At 46.5% G+C, this 18,923-nt stretch carries 22 protein-coding genes; 11 read left to right on the forward strand and 11 right to left on the reverse strand.

Features of this window, described 5'->3' with window-relative positions:
* Nucleotides 1-17 precede the first annotated feature (17 nt).
* From truD to rpoS, 5 genes are all read left to right on the forward strand, one after another.
* Entirely contained in the window at nucleotides 18-1,061 is a 1,044-nt protein-coding gene (gene truD / locus BS19_RS05245; RefSeq protein WP_038173813.1) for a tRNA pseudouridine(13) synthase TruD, read from the forward strand.
* Nucleotides 1,061-1,819 carry a 5'/3'-nucleotidase SurE gene (surE, locus tag BS19_RS05250; RefSeq protein ID WP_038173814.1) on the forward strand — a complete coding sequence of 253 codons (759 nt, stop codon included), beginning with the start codon at nucleotides 1,061-1,063 and terminating at the stop codon, nucleotides 1,817-1,819. The genes truD and surE overlap by 1 nt, the downstream gene beginning before the upstream one ends.
* A 2-nt stretch (nucleotides 1,820-1,821) precedes the next feature.
* Nucleotides 1,822-2,448, forward strand: a complete 627-nt coding sequence (locus BS19_RS05255) for a protein-L-isoaspartate(D-aspartate) O-methyltransferase (protein WP_038173815.1) — start codon at nucleotides 1,822-1,824, stop codon at nucleotides 2,446-2,448.
* Nucleotides 2,449-2,450: 2 nt separating this feature from the next.
* Nucleotides 2,451-3,350, forward strand: coding sequence for a murein hydrolase activator NlpD (nlpD, locus tag BS19_RS05260; RefSeq protein WP_038173817.1), 900 nt, complete (start codon nucleotides 2,451-2,453; stop codon nucleotides 3,348-3,350).
* Nucleotides 3,351-3,423: 73 nt separating this feature from the next.
* Nucleotides 3,424-4,404, forward strand: a complete 981-nt coding sequence (gene rpoS, locus BS19_RS05265; protein WP_038173818.1) for an RNA polymerase sigma factor RpoS — start codon at nucleotides 3,424-3,426, stop codon at nucleotides 4,402-4,404.
* 92 nt (nucleotides 4,405-4,496) lie between these two features.
* Here the strand turns inward: rpoS and BS19_RS05270 are convergent, their stop codons facing one another.
* Together BS19_RS05270 and BS19_RS05275 are read right to left on the reverse strand one after the other, a co-directional pair.
* Nucleotides 4,497-5,777 (reverse strand): HlyC/CorC family transporter, encoded by a 1,281-nt coding sequence (locus BS19_RS05270; RefSeq protein WP_038173819.1) that lies wholly within the window; start codon nucleotides 5,775-5,777, stop codon nucleotides 4,497-4,499.
* Between the two features lie 137 nt (nucleotides 5,778-5,914).
* On the reverse strand, nucleotides 5,915-6,709 hold the full coding sequence (locus BS19_RS05275) for a cytochrome C assembly family protein (RefSeq protein WP_038173820.1): 795 nt from the start codon (nucleotides 6,707-6,709) through the stop codon (nucleotides 5,915-5,917).
* A gap of 209 nt (nucleotides 6,710-6,918) precedes the next feature.
* Here BS19_RS05275 and ffh point away from each other — a divergent pair, with 209 nt between their 5' ends.
* From ffh to rplS, 5 genes are all read left to right on the forward strand, one after another.
* Nucleotides 6,919-8,307 (forward strand): signal recognition particle protein, encoded by a 1,389-nt coding sequence (gene ffh, locus BS19_RS05280; RefSeq protein WP_038173821.1) that lies wholly within the window; start codon nucleotides 6,919-6,921, stop codon nucleotides 8,305-8,307.
* A 207-nt stretch (nucleotides 8,308-8,514) separates the two neighbouring features.
* On the forward strand, nucleotides 8,515-8,763 hold the full coding sequence (gene rpsP / locus BS19_RS05285; protein WP_004742593.1) for a 30S ribosomal protein S16: 249 nt from the start codon (nucleotides 8,515-8,517) through the stop codon (nucleotides 8,761-8,763).
* 25 nt (nucleotides 8,764-8,788) lie between these two features.
* Nucleotides 8,789-9,337 (forward strand): ribosome maturation factor RimM, encoded by a 549-nt coding sequence (gene rimM / locus BS19_RS05290; RefSeq protein WP_038173822.1) that lies wholly within the window; start codon nucleotides 8,789-8,791, stop codon nucleotides 9,335-9,337.
* A 25-nt stretch (nucleotides 9,338-9,362) separates the two neighbouring features.
* A complete protein-coding gene (trmD, locus tag BS19_RS05295) occupies nucleotides 9,363-10,112 on the forward strand; it encodes a tRNA (guanosine(37)-N1)-methyltransferase TrmD (RefSeq protein ID WP_038173823.1) in 750 nt (249 codons plus the stop codon).
* A 48-nt stretch (nucleotides 10,113-10,160) separates the two neighbouring features.
* Complete coding sequence (gene rplS, locus BS19_RS05300) at nucleotides 10,161-10,514, forward strand: 50S ribosomal protein L19 (RefSeq protein WP_038173824.1); 354 nt, start codon at nucleotides 10,161-10,163, stop codon at nucleotides 10,512-10,514.
* A gap of 106 nt (nucleotides 10,515-10,620) precedes the next feature.
* Here rplS and yacG read toward each other — a convergent pair whose 3' ends face one another.
* From yacG to nadC, 8 genes are all read right to left on the reverse strand, one after another.
* Nucleotides 10,621-10,815, reverse strand: a complete 195-nt coding sequence (gene yacG / locus BS19_RS05305; protein WP_038173826.1) for a DNA gyrase inhibitor YacG — start codon at nucleotides 10,813-10,815, stop codon at nucleotides 10,621-10,623.
* A 65-nt stretch (nucleotides 10,816-10,880) separates the two neighbouring features.
* Entirely contained in the window at nucleotides 10,881-11,621 is a 741-nt protein-coding gene (zapD, locus tag BS19_RS05310; protein ID WP_038173827.1) for a cell division protein ZapD, read from the reverse strand.
* A 34-nt stretch (nucleotides 11,622-11,655) separates the two neighbouring features.
* Nucleotides 11,656-12,264 (reverse strand): dephospho-CoA kinase, encoded by a 609-nt coding sequence (coaE, locus tag BS19_RS05315; RefSeq protein ID WP_038173829.1) that lies wholly within the window; start codon nucleotides 12,262-12,264, stop codon nucleotides 11,656-11,658.
* 1 nt (nucleotide 12,265) lies between these two features.
* Nucleotides 12,266-13,135, reverse strand: coding sequence for a prepilin peptidase (locus BS19_RS05320; protein ID WP_038173830.1), 870 nt, complete (start codon nucleotides 13,133-13,135; stop codon nucleotides 12,266-12,268).
* Nucleotides 13,136-13,172: 37 nt separating this feature from the next.
* The gene (locus tag BS19_RS05325) at nucleotides 13,173-14,402 is read right to left on the reverse strand and encodes a type II secretion system F family protein (protein ID WP_038173831.1); all 1,230 of its coding nucleotides are present in this window, start codon (nucleotides 14,400-14,402) and stop codon (nucleotides 13,173-13,175) included.
* A gap of 6 nt (nucleotides 14,403-14,408) precedes the next feature.
* Nucleotides 14,409-16,100 (reverse strand): type IV-A pilus assembly ATPase PilB, encoded by a 1,692-nt coding sequence (gene pilB / locus BS19_RS05330; protein WP_038173832.1) that lies wholly within the window; start codon nucleotides 16,098-16,100, stop codon nucleotides 14,409-14,411.
* Nucleotides 16,100-16,504 carry a pilin gene (locus BS19_RS05335; protein WP_038173833.1) on the reverse strand — a complete coding sequence of 135 codons (405 nt, stop codon included), beginning with the start codon at nucleotides 16,502-16,504 and terminating at the stop codon, nucleotides 16,100-16,102. The genes pilB and BS19_RS05335 overlap by 1 nt, the downstream gene beginning before the upstream one ends.
* A 212-nt stretch (nucleotides 16,505-16,716) precedes the next feature.
* The gene (gene nadC / locus BS19_RS05340) at nucleotides 16,717-17,604 is read right to left on the reverse strand and encodes a carboxylating nicotinate-nucleotide diphosphorylase (RefSeq protein WP_038173834.1); all 888 of its coding nucleotides are present in this window, start codon (nucleotides 17,602-17,604) and stop codon (nucleotides 16,717-16,719) included.
* Nucleotides 17,605-17,735: 131 nt separating this feature from the next.
* Between nadC and ampD the strand changes: the two genes are divergently transcribed.
* Nucleotides 17,736-18,287 (forward strand): 1,6-anhydro-N-acetylmuramyl-L-alanine amidase AmpD, encoded by a 552-nt coding sequence (gene ampD / locus BS19_RS05345; protein ID WP_038173835.1) that lies wholly within the window; start codon nucleotides 17,736-17,738, stop codon nucleotides 18,285-18,287.
* On the opposite strand, the gene fldB is transcribed toward ampD, so the two are convergent.
* Nucleotides 18,284-18,805, reverse strand: a complete 522-nt coding sequence (gene fldB / locus BS19_RS05350; protein WP_038173836.1) for a flavodoxin FldB — start codon at nucleotides 18,803-18,805, stop codon at nucleotides 18,284-18,286. The two genes, ampD and fldB, sit on opposite strands and share 4 nt — an antisense overlap.
* Nucleotides 18,806-18,923: the final 118 nt, after the last annotated feature.

Below are 18,923 nucleotides of genomic sequence, written 5' to 3' on the forward strand. Positions count from 1 at the left end.
TGGCACGGAACTGAATTATGTCTGATCTTTTATCATCACTGGCGTACCTCCATGGTAAGCCAAGCGCAACAGGTAAGCTCAAAGCCAAGCCTGAGCATTTCCAAGTTAGCGAAAACTTAGGCTTTGACTTTACTGGTCAAGGCGAGCACCTGATGGTGCGCATTCGCAAAACAGGCGAAAACACCAGCTTTGTTGCTAATGAACTCGCTAAAGTTTGTGGCGTAAAATCCAAAGATGTCAGTTGGGCCGGCCTGAAAGATCGCCATGCTGTGACTGAGCAGTGGCTAAGTGTACATTTGCCGAAAGGGGAAACACCCGACTTTAGAGCCTTCCTCGCTCAGTACCCAAGTATCGAAATCCTAGCCACTGACCGACATAATAAAAAGCTCCGTCCTGGTGACTTAGTCGGTAACCAATTTGTCGTGACGTTGTCTGAAGTTTCAGACGTGGAAGATGTGGTTCAGCGCTTGGCGTTGATTAAGCAAAACGGTGTACCGAATTACTTTGGTAGTCAGCGTTTTGGTAACAACGGCAATAACCTTGTAGAGGCGAGACGTTGGGGACGTGACAATGTTCGCACTCGTAACCAGAACCAGCGTAGCTTGTACCTTTCGGCGGCACGTTCATGGATCTTTAACGCCATCGTTTCGGCGCGTATTGAGCAAACGGTGTTTACTCAGGCGGTTGTCGGTGATGTGGTGGTGAAGCAAGCTGAGCAATTGCCAGTGACTGCAGACTCGTTAGAGTCGATCAATCAGCAACTTTTGCAGCGTGAGTTAAGCTTAACGGCGGCGCTTGCAGGGGACAATGCTTTGCCAACCACAGAGCAAGCTCTCGCGATTGAGCAGCCGCACCTAGACGCTGAACCGGATTTAATGGCCTTAATTCGTTCTAACCGTATGCGCCATGAGCGCCGTGAAGTGGCATTATTTCCTCAACAATTGAGTTGGCAAGTCTCGGGGGATGAAATTTGCTTACAGTTTGCGCTTGATGCAGGCTGTTTTGCCACGGCGATTGTACGTGAGCTTATCGAAGAAATCGCCGTGGAGCGTCACTATTAATGAGCGATAAACGATTGAAAATACTCATCAGTAATGATGATGGTGTGCATGCCGAGGGGATACATGCCTTGGCTGACTCCCTGCGAGATATGGCCGACGTGACGATTGTAGCTCCTGACAGAAATCGCTCTGGCGCTTCGAACTCGCTCACTTTAGAGCAACCATTGAGAGTTAATCAAATTGCGCCTAATGTCTATTCAGTGCAGGGCACGCCGACAGACTGTGTCCATTTTGCGCTCAATGAATTGATGAAAGATAACTTACCTGATTTGGTCTTGGCTGGCGTCAATCATGGCGCTAACCTCGGTGACGATGTGCTCTATTCAGGAACGGTGGCGGCAGCAATGGAAGGTCACTTTCTTGGCGTACAGGCGATGGCTTTTTCACTGGTTGGCAAACAGCACTTTGCGACGGCTGCAGCGGTGGCTCGTCAATTGGTGTCTCAACACTCTGTATCGCCGATACCAACCAATCGGTTGTTGAACGTCAATATTCCTGATGTAGCATTGGCAGATCTCAAACCGACACAGATCACTCGATTGGGTGCGCGTCATCACGCAGAAGCGATGATTAAGCAGCAAGACCCGCGAGGCCATGATATTTATTGGTTAGGTCCTCCGGGTAAAGAGCAAGATGCTGGTGAAGGGACTGATTTTTATGCCATTGAGCACGGCAGCGTCTCGATTACACCACTACAGGTTGATTTAACCGCGCACGAATCGCTTTCAAGTATGGATAATTGGTTAAAGGAAAAATAACAATGGCAAACCCACATGCGGACAGATTAATCGACTTTCTTGTCGCGAGTGGCATTCAAGATCAGCAAGTGTTAGATGCTATCTATCGTTTGCCTCGAGAACAATTTGTTTCTCAGGCAATGATGCACCAAGCGTATGATAATAACGCGTTGCCGATCGGACAAGGACAGACGATTTCTCAGCCATACATTGTGGCTAAAATGACCGAGATGCTTGGTTTAGACCGAACGAGTCAAGTGCTGGAAGTTGGTACTGGATCAGGCTATCAGACGGCGGTTCTCGCTCAGTTAGTTGACCATGTTTATTCGGTTGAACGAATTAAAGCCCTGCAGTGGGAAGCGAAGCGTCGTCTTAAGCAGCTTGATATCTACAATGTTTCAACCAAGCACGGTGATGGTTGGCAAGGATGGGCGGCGAAAGGGCCATTTGATGCGATCATTGTGACTGCGGCTGCCGAATCGGTGCCTTCAGCGCTACTTGAACAGCTAAGTGAGGGCGGAGTAATGATGATTCCTGTCGGAACCGCTGAACAAAATCTGTATAAGATCACGCGTCATGGTGATGAGTACCAATCTGAATTAATTGAAATGGTTCGATTCGTTCCTTTAATTGCAGGTGACCTCGCGTAGCCATGAAGTTTCTTTCTTTGCCGTTATTATTGGTGGTGTTCTCCAGTGTGCTGATTGGCTGCGCTGCCCACTCACCTGCGCCAGTTTCAGGGTTAAAGAAAGACTACAGCTCGGTTGCTCGTGGGAGCTATCGCGGCAGTTATTATCAGGTGGAAAAGGGCGACACGCTCTATTTTATCGCTTACGTCACAGACAAAGATGTAAATGATCTGATTCGTTACAATGGTTTAAAAAAGCCTTACACGATAAAACCAGGTCAGAAGCTAAAGTTGTGGCAGCCTGCCTATAATCCGCCAGCCTTTGGTGGAACTGGTGCGGGTGGCGTCGTAGCGGCGGCGGCGATACCTGCGACATCAACACCAAGTAAAAAAACCACTCAGAAAACCAGCACAAATAGTACAAAAAATACCCAAAAACCGATCAAAAAAGAATCAATAAAGAAGGTTGATCAATCGAAATCAAAAGAGTATGTTGGAGTTAATGGTAAACAAAATGTTAACAAAAACGTCAGTGAGCCTAAACAGAATAACAATAAAATTTCCAAATGGTTATGGCCAACGAAAGGGAGAGTAATCAAACAGTTTTCTGCTGGAGACCAAGGGAACAAAGGGATTGATATCGCAGGACAGCGAGGCCAATCCATCGTCTCAACAGCAGGTGGCACCGTCGTTTATTCAGGCAATGCGCTACGTGGTTACGGTAATCTCGTGATAATTAAACATAACGACAATTACCTCAGTGCATATGCACACAATGATAGGTTGCTCGTACACGAAGGACAGAGTGTAAAAGCCGGCCAAAAGATTGCGACAATGGGCAGCTCAGGAACGTCCAGTATTCGATTGCACTTTGAAATTCGCTATCAAGGTAAGTCAGTGAATCCAAATCGCTACTTACCGTAAAAATTTACTTATTATAGTAATATGGCGACATTAGACGTAGTAATGTCTTGCTAGCTCGCCAGGGGGAGGCGCTATGAGTATCAGCAATGCAGCAACGAAAGTCGAAGAGTTCGATATGGCCAACGAAGCAAAGGAATCGCTTCGAACCAAGAATTCTACTAAACCCACCAAAACCGTCGATGCTAAAGAAGAGTTTGATGCGTCCACGAAAAGTCTCGATGCCACACAGCTCTATTTGGGCGAAATTGGTTTTTCTCCACTACTCACTGCAGAAGAAGAAGTTCTTTATGCTCGTCGAGCGTTACGCGGAGACGAAGCGGCGCGTAAACGCATGATTGAAAGTAACCTGCGCTTAGTGGTTAAAATCTCCCGCCGTTATAGTAATCGTGGTTTGGCTCTGCTCGATCTCATAGAGGAAGGCAACCTTGGTCTTATTCGCGCTGTCGAAAAATTTGATCCCGAGCGCGGTTTTAGATTCTCTACTTACGCTACTTGGTGGATTCGTCAAACGATCGAACGGGCGTTAATGAACCAAACTCGCACCATTCGTTTACCGATTCATGTCGTTAAAGAGCTCAATATTTACTTGCGTACTGCTCGTGAATTATCACAGAAGCTTGACCACGAACCTACCGCGGAAGAGATCGCAACACAGCTTGATAAACCCGTTGATGATGTCAGCAAAATGTTGCGCCTCAATGAGCGTATAAGCTCAGTCGATACACCGATTGGTGGTGATGGCGAAAAAGCATTGTTGGATATCATTCCTGACATCAACAACTCTGATCCTGAAGTGTCAACTCAAGATGATGACATTCGTGATTCTTTAATCCATTGGCTCGATGAGTTAAATCCGAAGCAGAAAGAGGTGCTAGCGCGTCGTTTTGGTTTGCTCGGCTATGAGCCATCAACACTTGAAGAAGTGGGTCGTGAAATTAATCTAACTCGCGAACGTGTTCGTCAAATTCAAGTTGAAGGTCTACGTCGCTTACGTGAAATCCTAATCAAACAGGGTTTGAATATGGAGAACCTGTTCAGCGTAACGGAAGATTAATGCTGTCTAAGTTGAAAAAAAGCCTTGGTTTCAAACCAAGGCTTTTTTGTTGGACAACATTTTTTATGGGACGATATAAAAACAGCGGACGCTTAAGCCGACTTCGCTTTCTTAAGAATAGGAAAAACCTTGACCAGCTTGATTCGATTCTCTTCCAGCTCGACGATTTCCATCGGGTGGCCGGAAACATGAACACTAAGGTGACTTTCAGGAATCTCTTCTAGGTGCTCTAAGATCAAACCATTGAGTGTTCGTGGCCCATCAGTAGGTAACTTCCACTTAAGTCCTTTGTTGATATCGCGAATGTTGGCACTGCCTTCGATCAAGAAACTGCCATCACCTTGCGGAGTAATTTCATCCGACAAGCTTGGTGCAATCGAAGTGGTAAACTCTCCGACAATCTCTTCGAGAATATCTTCTAGAGTCACTAGACCAATGATGTCACCGTATTCATCAACGATCAGGCCAATACGTTGTTTATTACGCTGGAACTTGAGCAGTTGTACGTTGAGAGGAGTGCTCTCTGGAATAAAGTACACTTCATCGGCTGCGCGCAATAGCGTCTCTTTGGTGAACTCATTCTTCTCTAACATCAGGCGATAAGATTCTCGTAGGCGCAACATCCCTACCGCTTCATCAATTTGATCGCGATATAACACGACTCGGCCATGAGGAGAGTGCGTTAACTGGCGTACAATCGATTTCCAGTCATCATTGATATCGATGCCGGTGATCTCATTACGTGGCACCATGATGTCATTGACGGTGACATGTTCGAGATCGAGAATCGAAATCAGCATGTCTTGGTGGCGGCGAGGGATCAAACTGCCTGCTTCGTTGACCACGGTTCTTAGTTCATCCGAACTTAAGTGATCATCTCCGCCGTGTACGGCTTTAAGACCTAATAAACGGATAAAGCCATTAGTGATCATATTGATAAACATCACTAGCGGCGACAACAGTTTCATTAAAATGGTCAGTAGGATACTGCTAGCGTATGAGACCCGCTCAGGGTAAAGCGCGGCCAGGGTTTTTGGTGTGACCTCAGCGAACACTAGGACGACTAAGGTAAGAGCGCCAGTAGCAATAGCAACCCCCAGATCGCCATACAGACGCATACCTAAAATGGTGGCAATCGCAGAAGCGAGAATATTAACGAGGTTATTACCGATTAAGATAAGACCAATGAGTCGGTCTGGTCGGTCGAGCAGCTTCTCGACGCGCTGTGCGCCTTTGTGCCCGTTATTGGCGAGATGCTTGAGACGGTAGCGGTTCAGAGCCATCATGCCTGTCTCGGAACCAGAGAAATATCCTGAAATAACAATAAGACACGCGAGTAGCGCAAATAAGATACCCGTTGATATGTCGTCCAAAGCTTATCTTTTCCTTGTTAGGTTTGATTAATTTATGACCTAAATTGTCATTGAAGTCAATTTCAAATAGGGAACTGCGTAGTGTAAAAGAAAGGTGCTCATGATGCACCTTATGTCGGAAATTTTATCTTTACCTGCTAACGCAAAATGATTTCACGCACAAAACGACTGCCAAAGTAGGCCAGAGTCAATAAGGTTGCCCCTGCGACCGTAAACCATGTCACTTTACGTCCGCGCCAGCCTTTTTGATAGTGACCCCAAAGCAGTACAGAGTAGGCAATCCAAGCAATAAAAGAGAGAATCGCTTTATGTGCTTTGCCTTGGGCGAACATATCTTGCACAAAGAAAAAGCCGGTCAATAAGGTACCAGTCAGAAGAAGGGTGCCAATTAAAATGATATTAAATAGCTGACGTTCAACCATCAACAGTGGCGGCAAATTGGGGTTAATGGCTAGCGCTTTTTTGGTTTTCAGTTTGTGGTCAAGCCAAGCCAATTGAAGCGCGTACAACGCACCAATGGTCAGTGTTGAGTACGAAAATAAGGCAAACGAAATATGAATCAGTAGTTTCGGATCTTGCTCGAGATGGGTAATAAAGGTGCTCGGCAATACCGCGGCTGCAACGAGGTTAATGGCGGCAAAGCTATAAACCACAGGCAGTAAGAACCACAAACGGGTTTTGAGCATCGCGATGCTCATCACCAAAGAGATAATAAAGCTTATCAACGAGGCGACGTTGAGAATACTGAGGTTTTGTCCGGAACTGCCTAATATCAGATCACTAAGTAGCCAAGCATGAAAAGCCAGCGCAAGAAAAGCACTGACAAACACAGTTTTAACGCGGATGCCTGTCTGGTGAACAAGTCCCGGAACTATGGTAGCAATCGCTAATAGATAGAGTATTGCAGCAACGATGGCGATTAGGTTATCCATTAGTCTCTATAAGCTGGTGGATTTTTAACAAATTATACCCTGCATCAACGGCTTGAGCTATGAATTATCACTTTCATTTGCGTGACATGAGATATCAAAAGTTATCTAGGCAGTGTCAAGCTTGGGTTGGCTAAGGTATACTTGTAGTAATTTGTCGCCGAAATGACACGGCGAGTCTCCCTAAACACCGTCAAGGTAAAGAGAGTAAGATGTTTGAGAATTTAACGGATCGTTTATCCAAAACGCTGAAAAACATCAGCGGAAAAGGTCGTTTGACCGAAGATAATATCAAAGAGACGTTGCGTGAAGTGCGTATGGCGCTTCTTGAAGCCGACGTGGCACTACCGGTTGTACGTGATTTTATTAAGCGCGTAAAAGAGTCTGCAGTTGGTGTTGAGGTCTCTAAATCGCTCACTCCAGGTCAAGAGTTCATTAAGATTGTTCAAAATGAACTTGAAGCCGTGATGGGTGAATCCAATGAAGCGTTGAATCTGGCTGCGCAGCCACCGGCTGTGATTTTAATGGCAGGTTTACAAGGTGCGGGTAAAACAACCTCGGTAGGTAAGCTGTCTAAATTACTGACTGAGCGAGACAAAAAGAAAGTCTTAGTTGTTTCTGCTGACGTTTACCGTCCTGCGGCGATAAAACAGCTAGAAACATTGGCATCAGATGTTGGTGTTGATTTCTTCCCTTCTTCAGCGGATCAAAAGCCGCTCGATATTGCTAATGCAGCGATTGATCATGCCAAGAAGAAATTCTACGACGTGTTGGTTGTCGATACGGCTGGTCGTTTAGCGATTGATGAGCAGATGATGGGGGAGATCAAAGATCTTCACTCGGCAATTAACCCGGTTGAAACCTTATTCGTTGTTGATGCAATGACAGGTCAAGATGCAGCGAACACGGCCAAAGCGTTTGGTGATGCCCTGCCTCTAACTGGTGTGATTCTGACCAAGGTAGATGGTGATGCTCGTGGTGGTGCGGCACTGTCTGTACGTCATATTACCGGTAAGCCGATTAAATTCCTCGGTGTTGGTGAAAAAACTGACGCGTTAGAACCATTCCACCCTGATCGTGTTGCCTCGCGTATCCTTGGTATGGGTGATGTGCTGTCTTTGATTGAAGATCTGCAGCGTAATGTCGATACCGAGCAAGCTGAGAAACTTGCGAAAAAGTTCAAAGAGAAAAAAGGCTTTGATCTTGAAGACTTTCGTGAGCAGCTAGGTCAAATGCAAAACATGGGCGGCATGATGGGCATGATGGATAAGCTGCCCGGCATGAGCAACTTACCAGATAATGTTAAAGATAAAGTTGATGACAAGATGTTCCATCAAATGGAAGCGATCATTAACTCAATGACGATGAAAGAGCGTCAACGCCCAGAGCTTATCAAAGGGTCACGTAAAAAGCGTATTGCGGCAGGTTCTGGTACTCAGGTACAAGATGTAAACCGCCTGCTCAAACAGTTCACTCAGATGCAGAAAATGATGAAAAAAATGCAGAAGGGTGGCATGAAAGGTATGATGCGCAACATGCAAGGCATGATGGGTGGCATGGGCGGAATGGGTGGCGGCGGCTTCAATCCATTTGGCCGTTAAATCCAAACTGCGACAAAAATTTCAAGGTGTTAGCTACGTCACAAACTTAGAGCGATTTTTATGTTGGTGAAAAAGTAGCTAAAGACCTTGCAATGATCCGGAATAAGAGTAAAATTCCGGAGCTTTATTTTGGCACGAGCCCCAAACTATTTAGCGATAAATGGTTCTTGGGGTTAATTTTATTTTTGAGAAAGCAAAGAGGACGACATGGTAACCATTCGTTTGGCACGTCACGGCGCTAAAAAGCGTCCATTTTATCAAATCGTAGTTGCGGATAGCCGCAACGCAGCAACTGGCCGTTTCATTGAGAAAGTGGGTTTCTTTAACCCAACGGCTCAAGGTCAAGAAGAAGGTCTACGTCTAGACCTAGATCGCGTTAACCATTGGGTTGGTCAAGGCGCATCTGTATCTGACCGCGTTGCTAAGCTAGTTAAAGACGCTCAAAAAGCGGCTTAATTCTTGATAAAGAAGAAATTAGCTTATGTCGATGAAAGGTAATGAAACGATGAGCGAAGACAAGATTGTTGTGGGTAAGTTCGGTGCTTCTTACGGCATTCGTGGTTGGCTTAAAGTTTTGTCCTATACAGACGATGCTGAAAGCATATTTGATTACACCCCTTGGTACATTAATCAAGGTGGAAAGTGGGTTGAGTACAAAGCTGAAAGTTGGAAGCGCCATAACAAAGGTTTGGTGGTAAAACTTGAAGGTCTGGAAGTGCGTGAAGATGCACAAATCCTGACAAATTTTGAAATCTCAATTGACCCTGCGGTTTTACCAGAATTGCCATCAGATGAATTCTATTGGCGTGATTTGATTGGAATGCAAGTCGTGACTGATAAAGGTTATGATCTCGGCATTGTCTCTGACATGCTTGAGACAGGTTCCAACGATGTTTTGGTAATTAAAGCAAATCTTAAAGATGCTTTCGGGCAAAAGGAACGACTAATCCCGTTCCTTGAAGAGCAAGTGATCAAAAATATTGATCGTGAAGCTCAACGGATCGAAGTTGACTGGGATCCTGGATTTTAACTCCAAGTAACGGAGCGATTGAACAATGTGGGTTGGCATAATTAGCCTATTTCCAGAAATGTTCCGCAGCGTTACTGATTTTGGAGTAACAGGTCAAGCGGTTAAAAAAGGTCTTTTGTCGATTAAGACTTGGAATCCTCGTGATTTCACGCACGACAAGCATCGCACTGTTGATGATAGACCTTACGGTGGTGGTCCTGGCATGTTGATGATGGTTCAGCCTTTGCGCGACGCTATTCATACTGCCAAGCAAGCAGCACCGGGAAAGACGAAAGTCATCTACCTTTCTCCTCAAGGTCGTAAACTCGACCAGCAAGGAGTTGAAGAGTTGGCAACCAATGAGAACTTGCTTCTTATTTGCGGCCGCTATGAAGGGGTAGATGAGCGTATCATTCAATCCGAAGTTGACGAAGAATGGTCAATCGGTGATTTTGTGATGACGGGTGGTGAAATACCAGCCATGACGTTGATAGATTCTGTTTCGCGGTTTGTTCCGGGAGTGCTAGGAGATTTCGCGTCAGCAGAAGAAGACTCTTTTGCCAATGGTTTGTTAGATTGCCCTCACTATACGCGCCCTGAGGTATTAGACGGTCGAGAAGTACCTGCGGTACTTAAGTCTGGTAACCACAAGGATATTCGTCTCTGGCGACTTAAACAATCGTTAGGCCGAACTTGGCTGAGAAGACCAGAGCTCCTGGAAAACCTAGCTCTGACTGACGAACAGGAACAATTACTGGCCGAATTTATCAAAGCACATCGCAATGGTGAAAAGTAAGCAGTAACCTATTTAATTTAGTATCAGTTTATTCTAGGAATTTATAAAATGAGTAACATCATCAAGGCTCTTGAAGAAGAGCAAATGAAATCAGGCCTACCTAAATTTGCACCAGGTGACACTGTTGTCGTTCAAGTTAAGGTAAAAGAAGGTGAACGTGAGCGTCTACAGGCTTTTGAAGGCGTTGTAATCGCAATCCGTAACCGTGGCCTACACTCTGCTTTCACTGTACGTAAGATTTCTAACGGTGAAGGTGTTGAGCGTACGTTCCAAACACACTCTCCAATTGTTGATAGCATCGAAGTTAAACGCCGTGGTGCAGTACGTCGTGCCAAGTTGTACTACCTACGTGAGCGTTCTGGTAAGTCGGCTCGTATTAAAGAGAAACTTGCTAAGAAGTAATGCTATAACTAGCGTTCTCATAGTATTAGCGGAGGCCTTAGGCCTCCGCTTTTTTATTTGAGGTTTTTGGTTTGCTCTTTTAATCGGCTAAAGACATTTTGCTTCTTTAGTATTGGTCTTCTGACCAGCCATCCGAGTCTGACATGTCTGGTGCTCCAGCAATGGCTTTTTCCTCATCGGCCCACTCGCCAAAATCGATCATTTGGCACTGTTTGCTGCAAAAAGGACGATAAGGACTTTGCTCGCCCCATTTGACGTCAGTGCCACATTGTGGGCATTTTACAATGGTTATTTTTGACATGGTTACTCTCTTACAAGGAAAGGGATAGATTGACTCGATACCGCGGCAAGTGCTTGAGTGTATGGCTAGCTACACACGGCCAACTGAAACTCAATATTGGCAACCGATGCTTGCCCTGAGCCAAACTCAATAAATTTAATCGCAAAACGGTTTTTATGACCTGAAATCATAGGGTACACACCATATTGCATTGGAATTTCTAAGCGTAGAATGTTCGCGTCTTCAGCATCACTTTGAAAAAATCCTGACTGAGCTTGAATCGAACGGAAGTGGCCTGTTTCGCGAGTCAGCTTTAGCCATAACGTTAATGCATTGGCTAACGGGCTTAATGAGCTAAGCCACTTTTGAGCATCGGCTTTTTTCTTATCCAGTGGCAGGTGAAGCCAATGGTGTAACGCTGGCAAGTCAAAACAGCAAGAGCCGCCGGGTAAGTTGAAACGCTGACGAATCGCACCTAAGAAGCGATCTTCTTTAAAGCTTTGGCCAAAACGCTCTGCTGCCATTAAGTCACTATGTACTTGATCAACTTCATTCAAAATCGCGCTCAGCATCTCTTGATCGACACCGTCAACATTTGACCAGGCGCGATACGCGAGGCGCTGTTTTTCGATATCTTTGGCCAATTCACTTTTGAGCTGGATCTGTTCGAAGATTTCGAGCAGATCAAACAGTGAGCGATAGAAAATTAAATGCTGCATATCATCACCAAATTGAGCCGCAATATTTAGTTGATTGAGCAGGGCTTCTACTCTCAAGTAAATACGCGTTTTCTCATTAAGTGGATGTTCGAAGTGATGCGTGGTCATTAATATGCAGCTCTGAATGATTCAGTCTTTATTCTCACAGATTTTCCCTACTCATTTCTAGGAACTTTTGATGCAATTCTGTGATTTGAGGCAAAAGTTTTTGGTTTGCTGTACTATTTTTAATCACATAGTCGGCAATTGCCAATCTTTGCTCTCGCGATGCCTGTGACGCAAGGATCGATTTGGCTTGTTCACGACTGACCTTGTCGCGCGCCATTGTGCGTTCAATTTGTATTTCTGGCTCGACATCCACCACTAAAACCTTGTCGGCAAGTGCTTGTAAATTATTTTCGACCATCAGCGGAATAACTAATAACGCGTAGGGGGTTTGGACTTGCTTTAATTGCTGCAACATCTGGCGACGAATCATCGGGTGCAATAACTGGTTCAACCAATGTTTCTCAGCTGGTTGAGTAAAGATAAGCTCACGCAACTGTGTGCGATCAAGTGTTCCTTGAGCCGTTAAGATCGACGCTCCAAAGTGTTCGACAATCGCTGCTAATCCCTCACTGCCAGGCTCGACAACCTCTCGGGCGATCACATCAGCATCAACAATCTCAACGCCAAACTGTTGGTGAAATAGGTTTGCCACTGTGGTCTTTCCGCTCGCAATGCCGCCTGTTAAGCCAATCACAACCGCCATGTTACACCCCCAAGAATTGGTTGAAATACCAAGCCATAATCGACTCGCCCCACATCATGCTTATCCAGCCGGCAATCGCTAGGTAGGGACCGAAGGGAAAAGCTTTATCTATGCCTTGCTGCTTGAGGCGTAACTGAATTAGGCCAAAGATTAATCCGACTAAAGAGGAGAGTAAAATGATCAGTGGGAGATGCTGCCAGCCAAGCCAGGCCCCAAGCGCCGCGAGCAGTTTAAAGTCGCCATAACCCATGCCCTCTTTTCCGGTGAGTAGTTTAAATAACCAATAAACCGACCAGAGCGATAAATAACCCGCCATCGCCCCAATGACTGAGTCTTGCAAAGAGAGTGGGCTGATATTAAGCAGCGCTAAGGCAATACCCGCCCACGTTAAGGGCAAAGTGAGCTGATCGGGGAGCAGCATGGTATCGAGGTCGATAAAGGTCGCGGCGATCAGAGTAAAAGTGAAAAACAATAAAGCGACGGAAAAATAGCTGAACCCTTGTTGGTAGGCAATGGCCAAACAGAGCGCCGCACTTAGCAGTTCAACCAGAGGGTAGCGAATACTAATCGATTCAGAGCAGTGACGACATCGCCCTTTCAGGCGTAACCAACTAAATAGTGGAATATTATCTTTTATTGCCACAGGCTGCTGACATTTGGGGCAACGTGAGCGCGGCACACTAAGGTTAAACTCTCCTTGTGGTGGCTCTATATGGTATTCGGCAAAGCTTTCTGCGCACTCTTGCCGCCACTCTCTTTCCATGATCAAAGGTAAGCGGTGAATAACAACATTCAAAAAGCTGCCAATGATCAGACCGAACACACTTGCGAGGGCAGCAAACAGCCAAGGGTAATCGTTAAATAGTTCCATTTATTTAGGTACGCAGGAAAAGTGTAAGCTCAATATACTATCCTAAGACATTCATTAAGTTAAAGATAGGTAAGTAAAGCGCAACCACTAAACTACCGACTATCGTGCCGAGTAGTAAGACCATTAAGGGTTCGAGCGATTTCTCGAGGTTTTCGATTTGATTGTCGATTTCCAATTGGTAAATATCCGCCACTTTTCTCAGCATATCATCAAGTTGGCCAGACTCTTCACCCACCATGATCATTTGGACCATTAACGCTGGAAAAGCGCCTCTTTCACGCAAAGCAATGTAGATCGGCATACCCGCTAAAGTTTGTTCAAAAACGTGCTGTATTGCCTCTTGGTAATAGTGATTAGGTGTGGTTTTTATCGCGCTCGCTAAACCGTGATGTATCGCTACGCCTGCACTGACGCTGGTCGATAGAGAGCGGCAAAATTTGCTCAAGGCCGCCTTCTCAATCGCACTGCCAACCACCGGTAGCTTTAACACCCAAGAGCTGAGGCGCAGCTTCATTATTGGCGAGACCGAAACTAGCTTACGACAGCCCCAGATAACAGCGCCAATCGATAGCAGCAGATAGCCAGTGTAATTTTGGATGAATCTTGACACCTTTAGTACCTGTTGGGTGAACCATGGTAGTTGAGCGCCAAGACCTGCAAACATAGCTTCAAATTGTGGGACCACGAAGGCCAGCATCAAATAACTGACTATGATGGCGGTGGCAAGAACCAAAGTGGGATAGATCAAGGCGGTTTTAAGTTTTGCTTTTAAGCGCTGACTTTTTTCACGATAAGTCGCCAGGCGCTCAATGACGTCGCTGAGTCGACCGCTCTGTTCGCCGACTTTGACCAGGTCGCGATAGAAGTCATCAAACAGTACGCTTGTTTGCCCCATCGCCTGTGAAATCGGTGTGCCAGATTCGACAATAGCGCTCATGCGTGTTATCAGCAGTCTCATTTCGGCTTTACGCTGGTTATGGCTAATCAGTTTGAGCGCATGCACTAGCGTCACGCCACTGGCTAACATGGTGGCTAATTGGCGTGTCATGACAGTGATGTCTTGTGGGCGAGCTTTATGTTGCCAGCGAGATAGTAATGAGCTGTTGCGTCGTTTGAGGCTCAGCAAGGTGATCGAGTTGTTTTTTAAGTGGTGGCGAATGTCACTCTCGTGACTGGCGAGCATTTTTCCGCAGCAACGTTTGCCAGCGGTGTTGATGCCTTTCCAGTGATAATGACTTAATGGCGTGCGCGAGGGTAACATCATCATTAAGCGCTAAAAGTAGAGTACGCGTTGTAACTCATCAATACTGGTAACCCCTGCGCGCACTTTTTCGATCCCAGATTGGATTAAACTCTGCATACCATTTTCTATCGCAATCGCTTCCAATTGCTCGGCTGTGGCCTGATTTGAAATCGCTTCAATAAGCTCGGCATTGATTGGTAACAGCTCGTAGATGCCTATTCGGCCGAGATAGCCATTGTGACAGTGCGGGCAACCTGCTGGGGTGGCGATGAACATATTCGAGTTCGGTGCGAGATGAAACTGTTCAGCGACAAGAGTTGGAGTTGCGATGCTTTGTTTGCAGTGCCGGCACAGCTTCCTGACTAGGCGCTGTGCGATAAGTAAAGAGAGCGAAGAGGCCATATTAAAGTGGTTGATCCCCATATTGGCTAAGCGAGTAATGGTCTGTACCACCGAATTGGTGTGCAAGGTAGACAGTACCAAGTGGCCGGTTTGAGCGGCTTTAATCGCGATCTCTGCTGTCTCAAGGTCGCGGATTTCGCCGAGCATGATGATGTCTGGGTCTTGGCGTAAAAACGCGCGTAATGTTTGACTAAAATCGAGGCCAATTTCAGGGTGAATGTGTACTTGGTTGATGCCGGGAAGATTAATTTCGACCGGATCCTCTGCCGTTGAGATATTAACATGCTGTGAGTTCAAGTGATTGAGCGCCGCATAAAGCGAGACGGTTTTACCACTGCCGGTGGGGCCGGTGAGCAGTATCATCCCTTGAGGTTTTTTCAGAGCTGATAGGTAGATGTGTTGTTGCTCAGGGTTAAAACCTAAAGCATCGATAGCGAGGGCAATGGCGCGATTATCGAGAATACGCAGGACGATTTTTTCTCCCCACAATGTCGGTAAGGTGGATACGCGCATATCCACTGCCATGGTGTCATTTAAACGCAGCTTGATTCGGCCATCTTGCGGTAGGCGGCGCTCGGCAATATCAAGTTTGGCCAATATTTTCAGCCTAGCGGCTAAACGGCGACTGAGTTGATGTGAAGGTTGCTGAGCGGAAATTAATAGACCATCACAACGTAAACGGACTCGATACGACTGTTCGTATGGTTCAAAGTGAATGTCAGAGGCGTGGCGAGAGACGGCATCTAACAAGATCTGTTGTATGTAACGACTGACGGGCGCTTTATCATGAATAAGGTCATCTTGCTCACGCTGTTCATCGGCGCTCAAGGTGACTAATTGGGTAAGTTGATGGTCATTGATAGCAGGGCTGTCAGTCAGAGGTGAGCGCGTTGAATCATGCTGTGATAGCCGCTCTATGGCGTTAATCAGTGCACTGTATTCGGTTATCACCAATTCAATCGCGAACCCAGTAGCAAAATGAAACTCATTTTCTATCTCGTGTTGGCAAGGGTCAGCGACGGCCAGTTGTAATGTTTGCTGCTCAAGGCGAACAGGAACGGCTTGGAAGCGATCGATTAATGGCCGCAGGTCGAACGGAAGGCTGAGCGCTTGATAATCAAATTCGGTGAGTTGAATCAAGGGCAGCGCAAGGTGTTCGGCCAGCTGTTTAGCTAACTCGGTGTCACTGATAACCCCATCTTCGATAAGGGCTGTGAGCGGATGCTGGCCAAGTTCGTCGATGCTTGCTTGGGCGCGTTGCTGCTGCTGTTTGCTTACGAGTTGCAGTTGAACGAGTAGGCTGAGTAATTCGCTTTGCATCAAGAGCACCCGGCGAGAGAGACACTGCTGGATGCACTGCAACGCCAGGCTCCATTGGCATCACGTTTTAAGGTTATGCTTTGACCCGAGCCTGATCCTTGGGTTATCGCGACCACTAAATCATTGGTGGCGTTGTCAGTGGCTAATGGCGCGGATTCAGCGCGAATGGTCCCAATCGCAAAGGTTTGTGAGATAGCAGGAAAGCGCCCTTCTAAAGCAATGGCATCTTCAACAATCACTTTGTACGCACTCGCGGAGGCAAGGGCGGTACTTAATGCCGCCTTCTTTACGTAACTTTGGTAGTGAGGAATCGCTAAGGCGGACAGCAGACTGATTACCGCAACGACAATCATGAGTTCAATCAGTGTGAAACCGAGGGCATGGCGCTGGCGTTGTGGGTGCATAGTCTCTTCGAACGGTTTGAATGGGACTAGAGAGACTAGTGGTCGCGAGTGTTAGCGTGGAGACGAATTGTGTGAAAGTGAGATCTGATTAGGTGGGGTTAACTGTGCGTCACTGTGATGATTCAATAAAGTATGAACTGGATCTGAGTTTCTCACCCTAGAAACAATAACGGAGGCGCACAGCCTCCGTTAGTTAAATCGCTCAGTGATGGCTACTTAAAGCGCATTGAAAGATCCATTGCTTTAAGGTGTTTGGTTAGTGCGCCGACGGAAATATAATCTACGCCAGTTTCTGCGAACTCTCGAATCGTTTCGAGCGTGACATTACCTGAGTTTTCTAACGCCGCGCGGCCAGCGTTGATCTTGACGGCTTCACGCATCATCTCGGTGGTGAAGTTATCTAACATGATGATGTCAGCGCCGGCGTCAATGGCCTCTTGTAGCTCTTGCAAGCTTTCGGTTTCTACTTCGACCGGTTTACCAGGGTTGAGCTCTTTCGCTGTTTTAATGGTCTGAGTAATGCCGCCGTTGGCGATGATATGGTTCTCTTTGATCAGATACGCATCGAAGACACCAATGCGGTGATTAAAACCACCACCACAAGCCACGGCGTATTTGAGTGCGCTGCGCAGCCCAGGAATGGTTTTACGCGTATCGAGTAGGCGACAACCAGTGCCTTGAATTTTAGCGGCGTACTCGGCAACAACAGTGGCACAACCTGACAGCGTTTGGATGAAGTTCATCGCGTTACGTTCACCGGTCAATAAAGCGCGTGCAGGACCCGAAAGGGTACACAACACTTGGTTTGGTTCAACGTGGTCTCCATCGTTGACATGCCAATCGATGTTGACTTCGCCACCAAGCTGCTTAAACACTTCATCGGCCCAGGCTTTGCCGCAGAACACGCCGTGCTCTCGGGTGATGATGGTGGCTTCATTGTGCGCATTGGCAGGGATTAGACTTGCTGTGATATCAGCCGCTGGGTCGAGCGTGCCACCCAGATCTTCTCTGATGGTGTCAGCCACGGCGCGGCTGATCTCAAGAGGCAGTTGCTGTTTCAAATATTCGAGACGTTGTTGGCTATTATGTGTGTTTTTCATCGCAAATCTAATACGCAGTTGAACAAGAGGTGGGCATGATACGCTGACTGAGTGCGAAATTCAGCCATTAATCTCGCATTTCATGGTCAAAGGGATAAAATCATAACAAGACGAAAACAGTGAGCCTTAAAATGATAGATGACAACGGTTGGTATTGCGCTGCGCGCCACGTTCCTTCGCCCTTTTTTGATCAAAGGCCGCCAGGGCAAGATGTCTCTTTGCTGGTGGTGCACAATATTAGCTTGCCGCCCGGTCAATTTGGCGGCCCTTATATCGAACAGTTTTTTACCGGTCAGCTTAACCCTGACACGCACCCATTCTTTGCTGTCATTCATAAAATGGGCGTATCGGCGCACTGCTTGATTCGGCGTGATGGAGAGGTGGTGCAGTTTGTCTCTTTTGCTGAGCGAGCTTGGCATGCGGGGAGCTCAAGCTTTGCTGGACGTGATAAGTGCAATGATTACTCGATTGGCATTGAACTTGAAGGAAGCGACTATGTGGTTTACAGCGATGCACAATACGCTGCGCTAACCGCGTTGACTCAGTCGATACAAAGTCGCTATCCGAAGATCACCATCCCGCGCATTACAGGCCACCAATATATTGCGCCGCTGCGTAAAACGGATCCGGGGTTGGTGTTTGATTGGGCCAAATATAGGCGTGCGCTGCTCGCTGCGGGCTAAAGTGTCTCTTGGTACTCAAGTAAGATCTGTTCAACCCAGTTGGCGATGCGCTCATCACTCAGTTCATATTGGGAGTCTTCATCGAGAGCTAAGCCAACAAACTGGCTGCCATCCTGCGTGAGAGCTTTGGAGGCTTCAAACTGATAGTTTTCATCATTGGGCCAGTAACCGATGATGTTAGCTCCGGTCTTCTTCAGTTCGTCGTGGAGCAACCCCATCGCATCCAGATACCATTCGCCATAACCTTCTTGATCGCCTAAGCCAAATAGTGCGACGGTTTTGCCATTTAGCGCTACGCCATCGATTTGATCCCATATTTCATTCCAATCTTCTTGGATTTCACCAAAGTCCCAAGTCGAAATACCCAAGATAAGAAAATCGTAATCTGCCATCAAAGCGAGTGGCGACTCTTTAACGTTGTGAATATCAACAAGGTCTTCACCAAGAATAGCGCGGATTTTTTCTGCTGCCATTTCGGTATAACAAGTGGTTGAGCCGTAAAACAGACCGATCTTCATAATATGCTTTTATCTATTGCAAAATGGATGGTGAATTCTAACCACAAAATGACCAGCTTTGCAGTCAATATCCGACTCAAAGACGATTTTTTATAGCATTATTCGCTTGTGCCCCTTA

Source organism: Vibrio pacinii DSM 19139 (assembly GCF_000711795.1).
Classification (GTDB): Bacteria; Pseudomonadota; Gammaproteobacteria; order Enterobacterales; family Vibrionaceae; genus Vibrio; species Vibrio pacinii.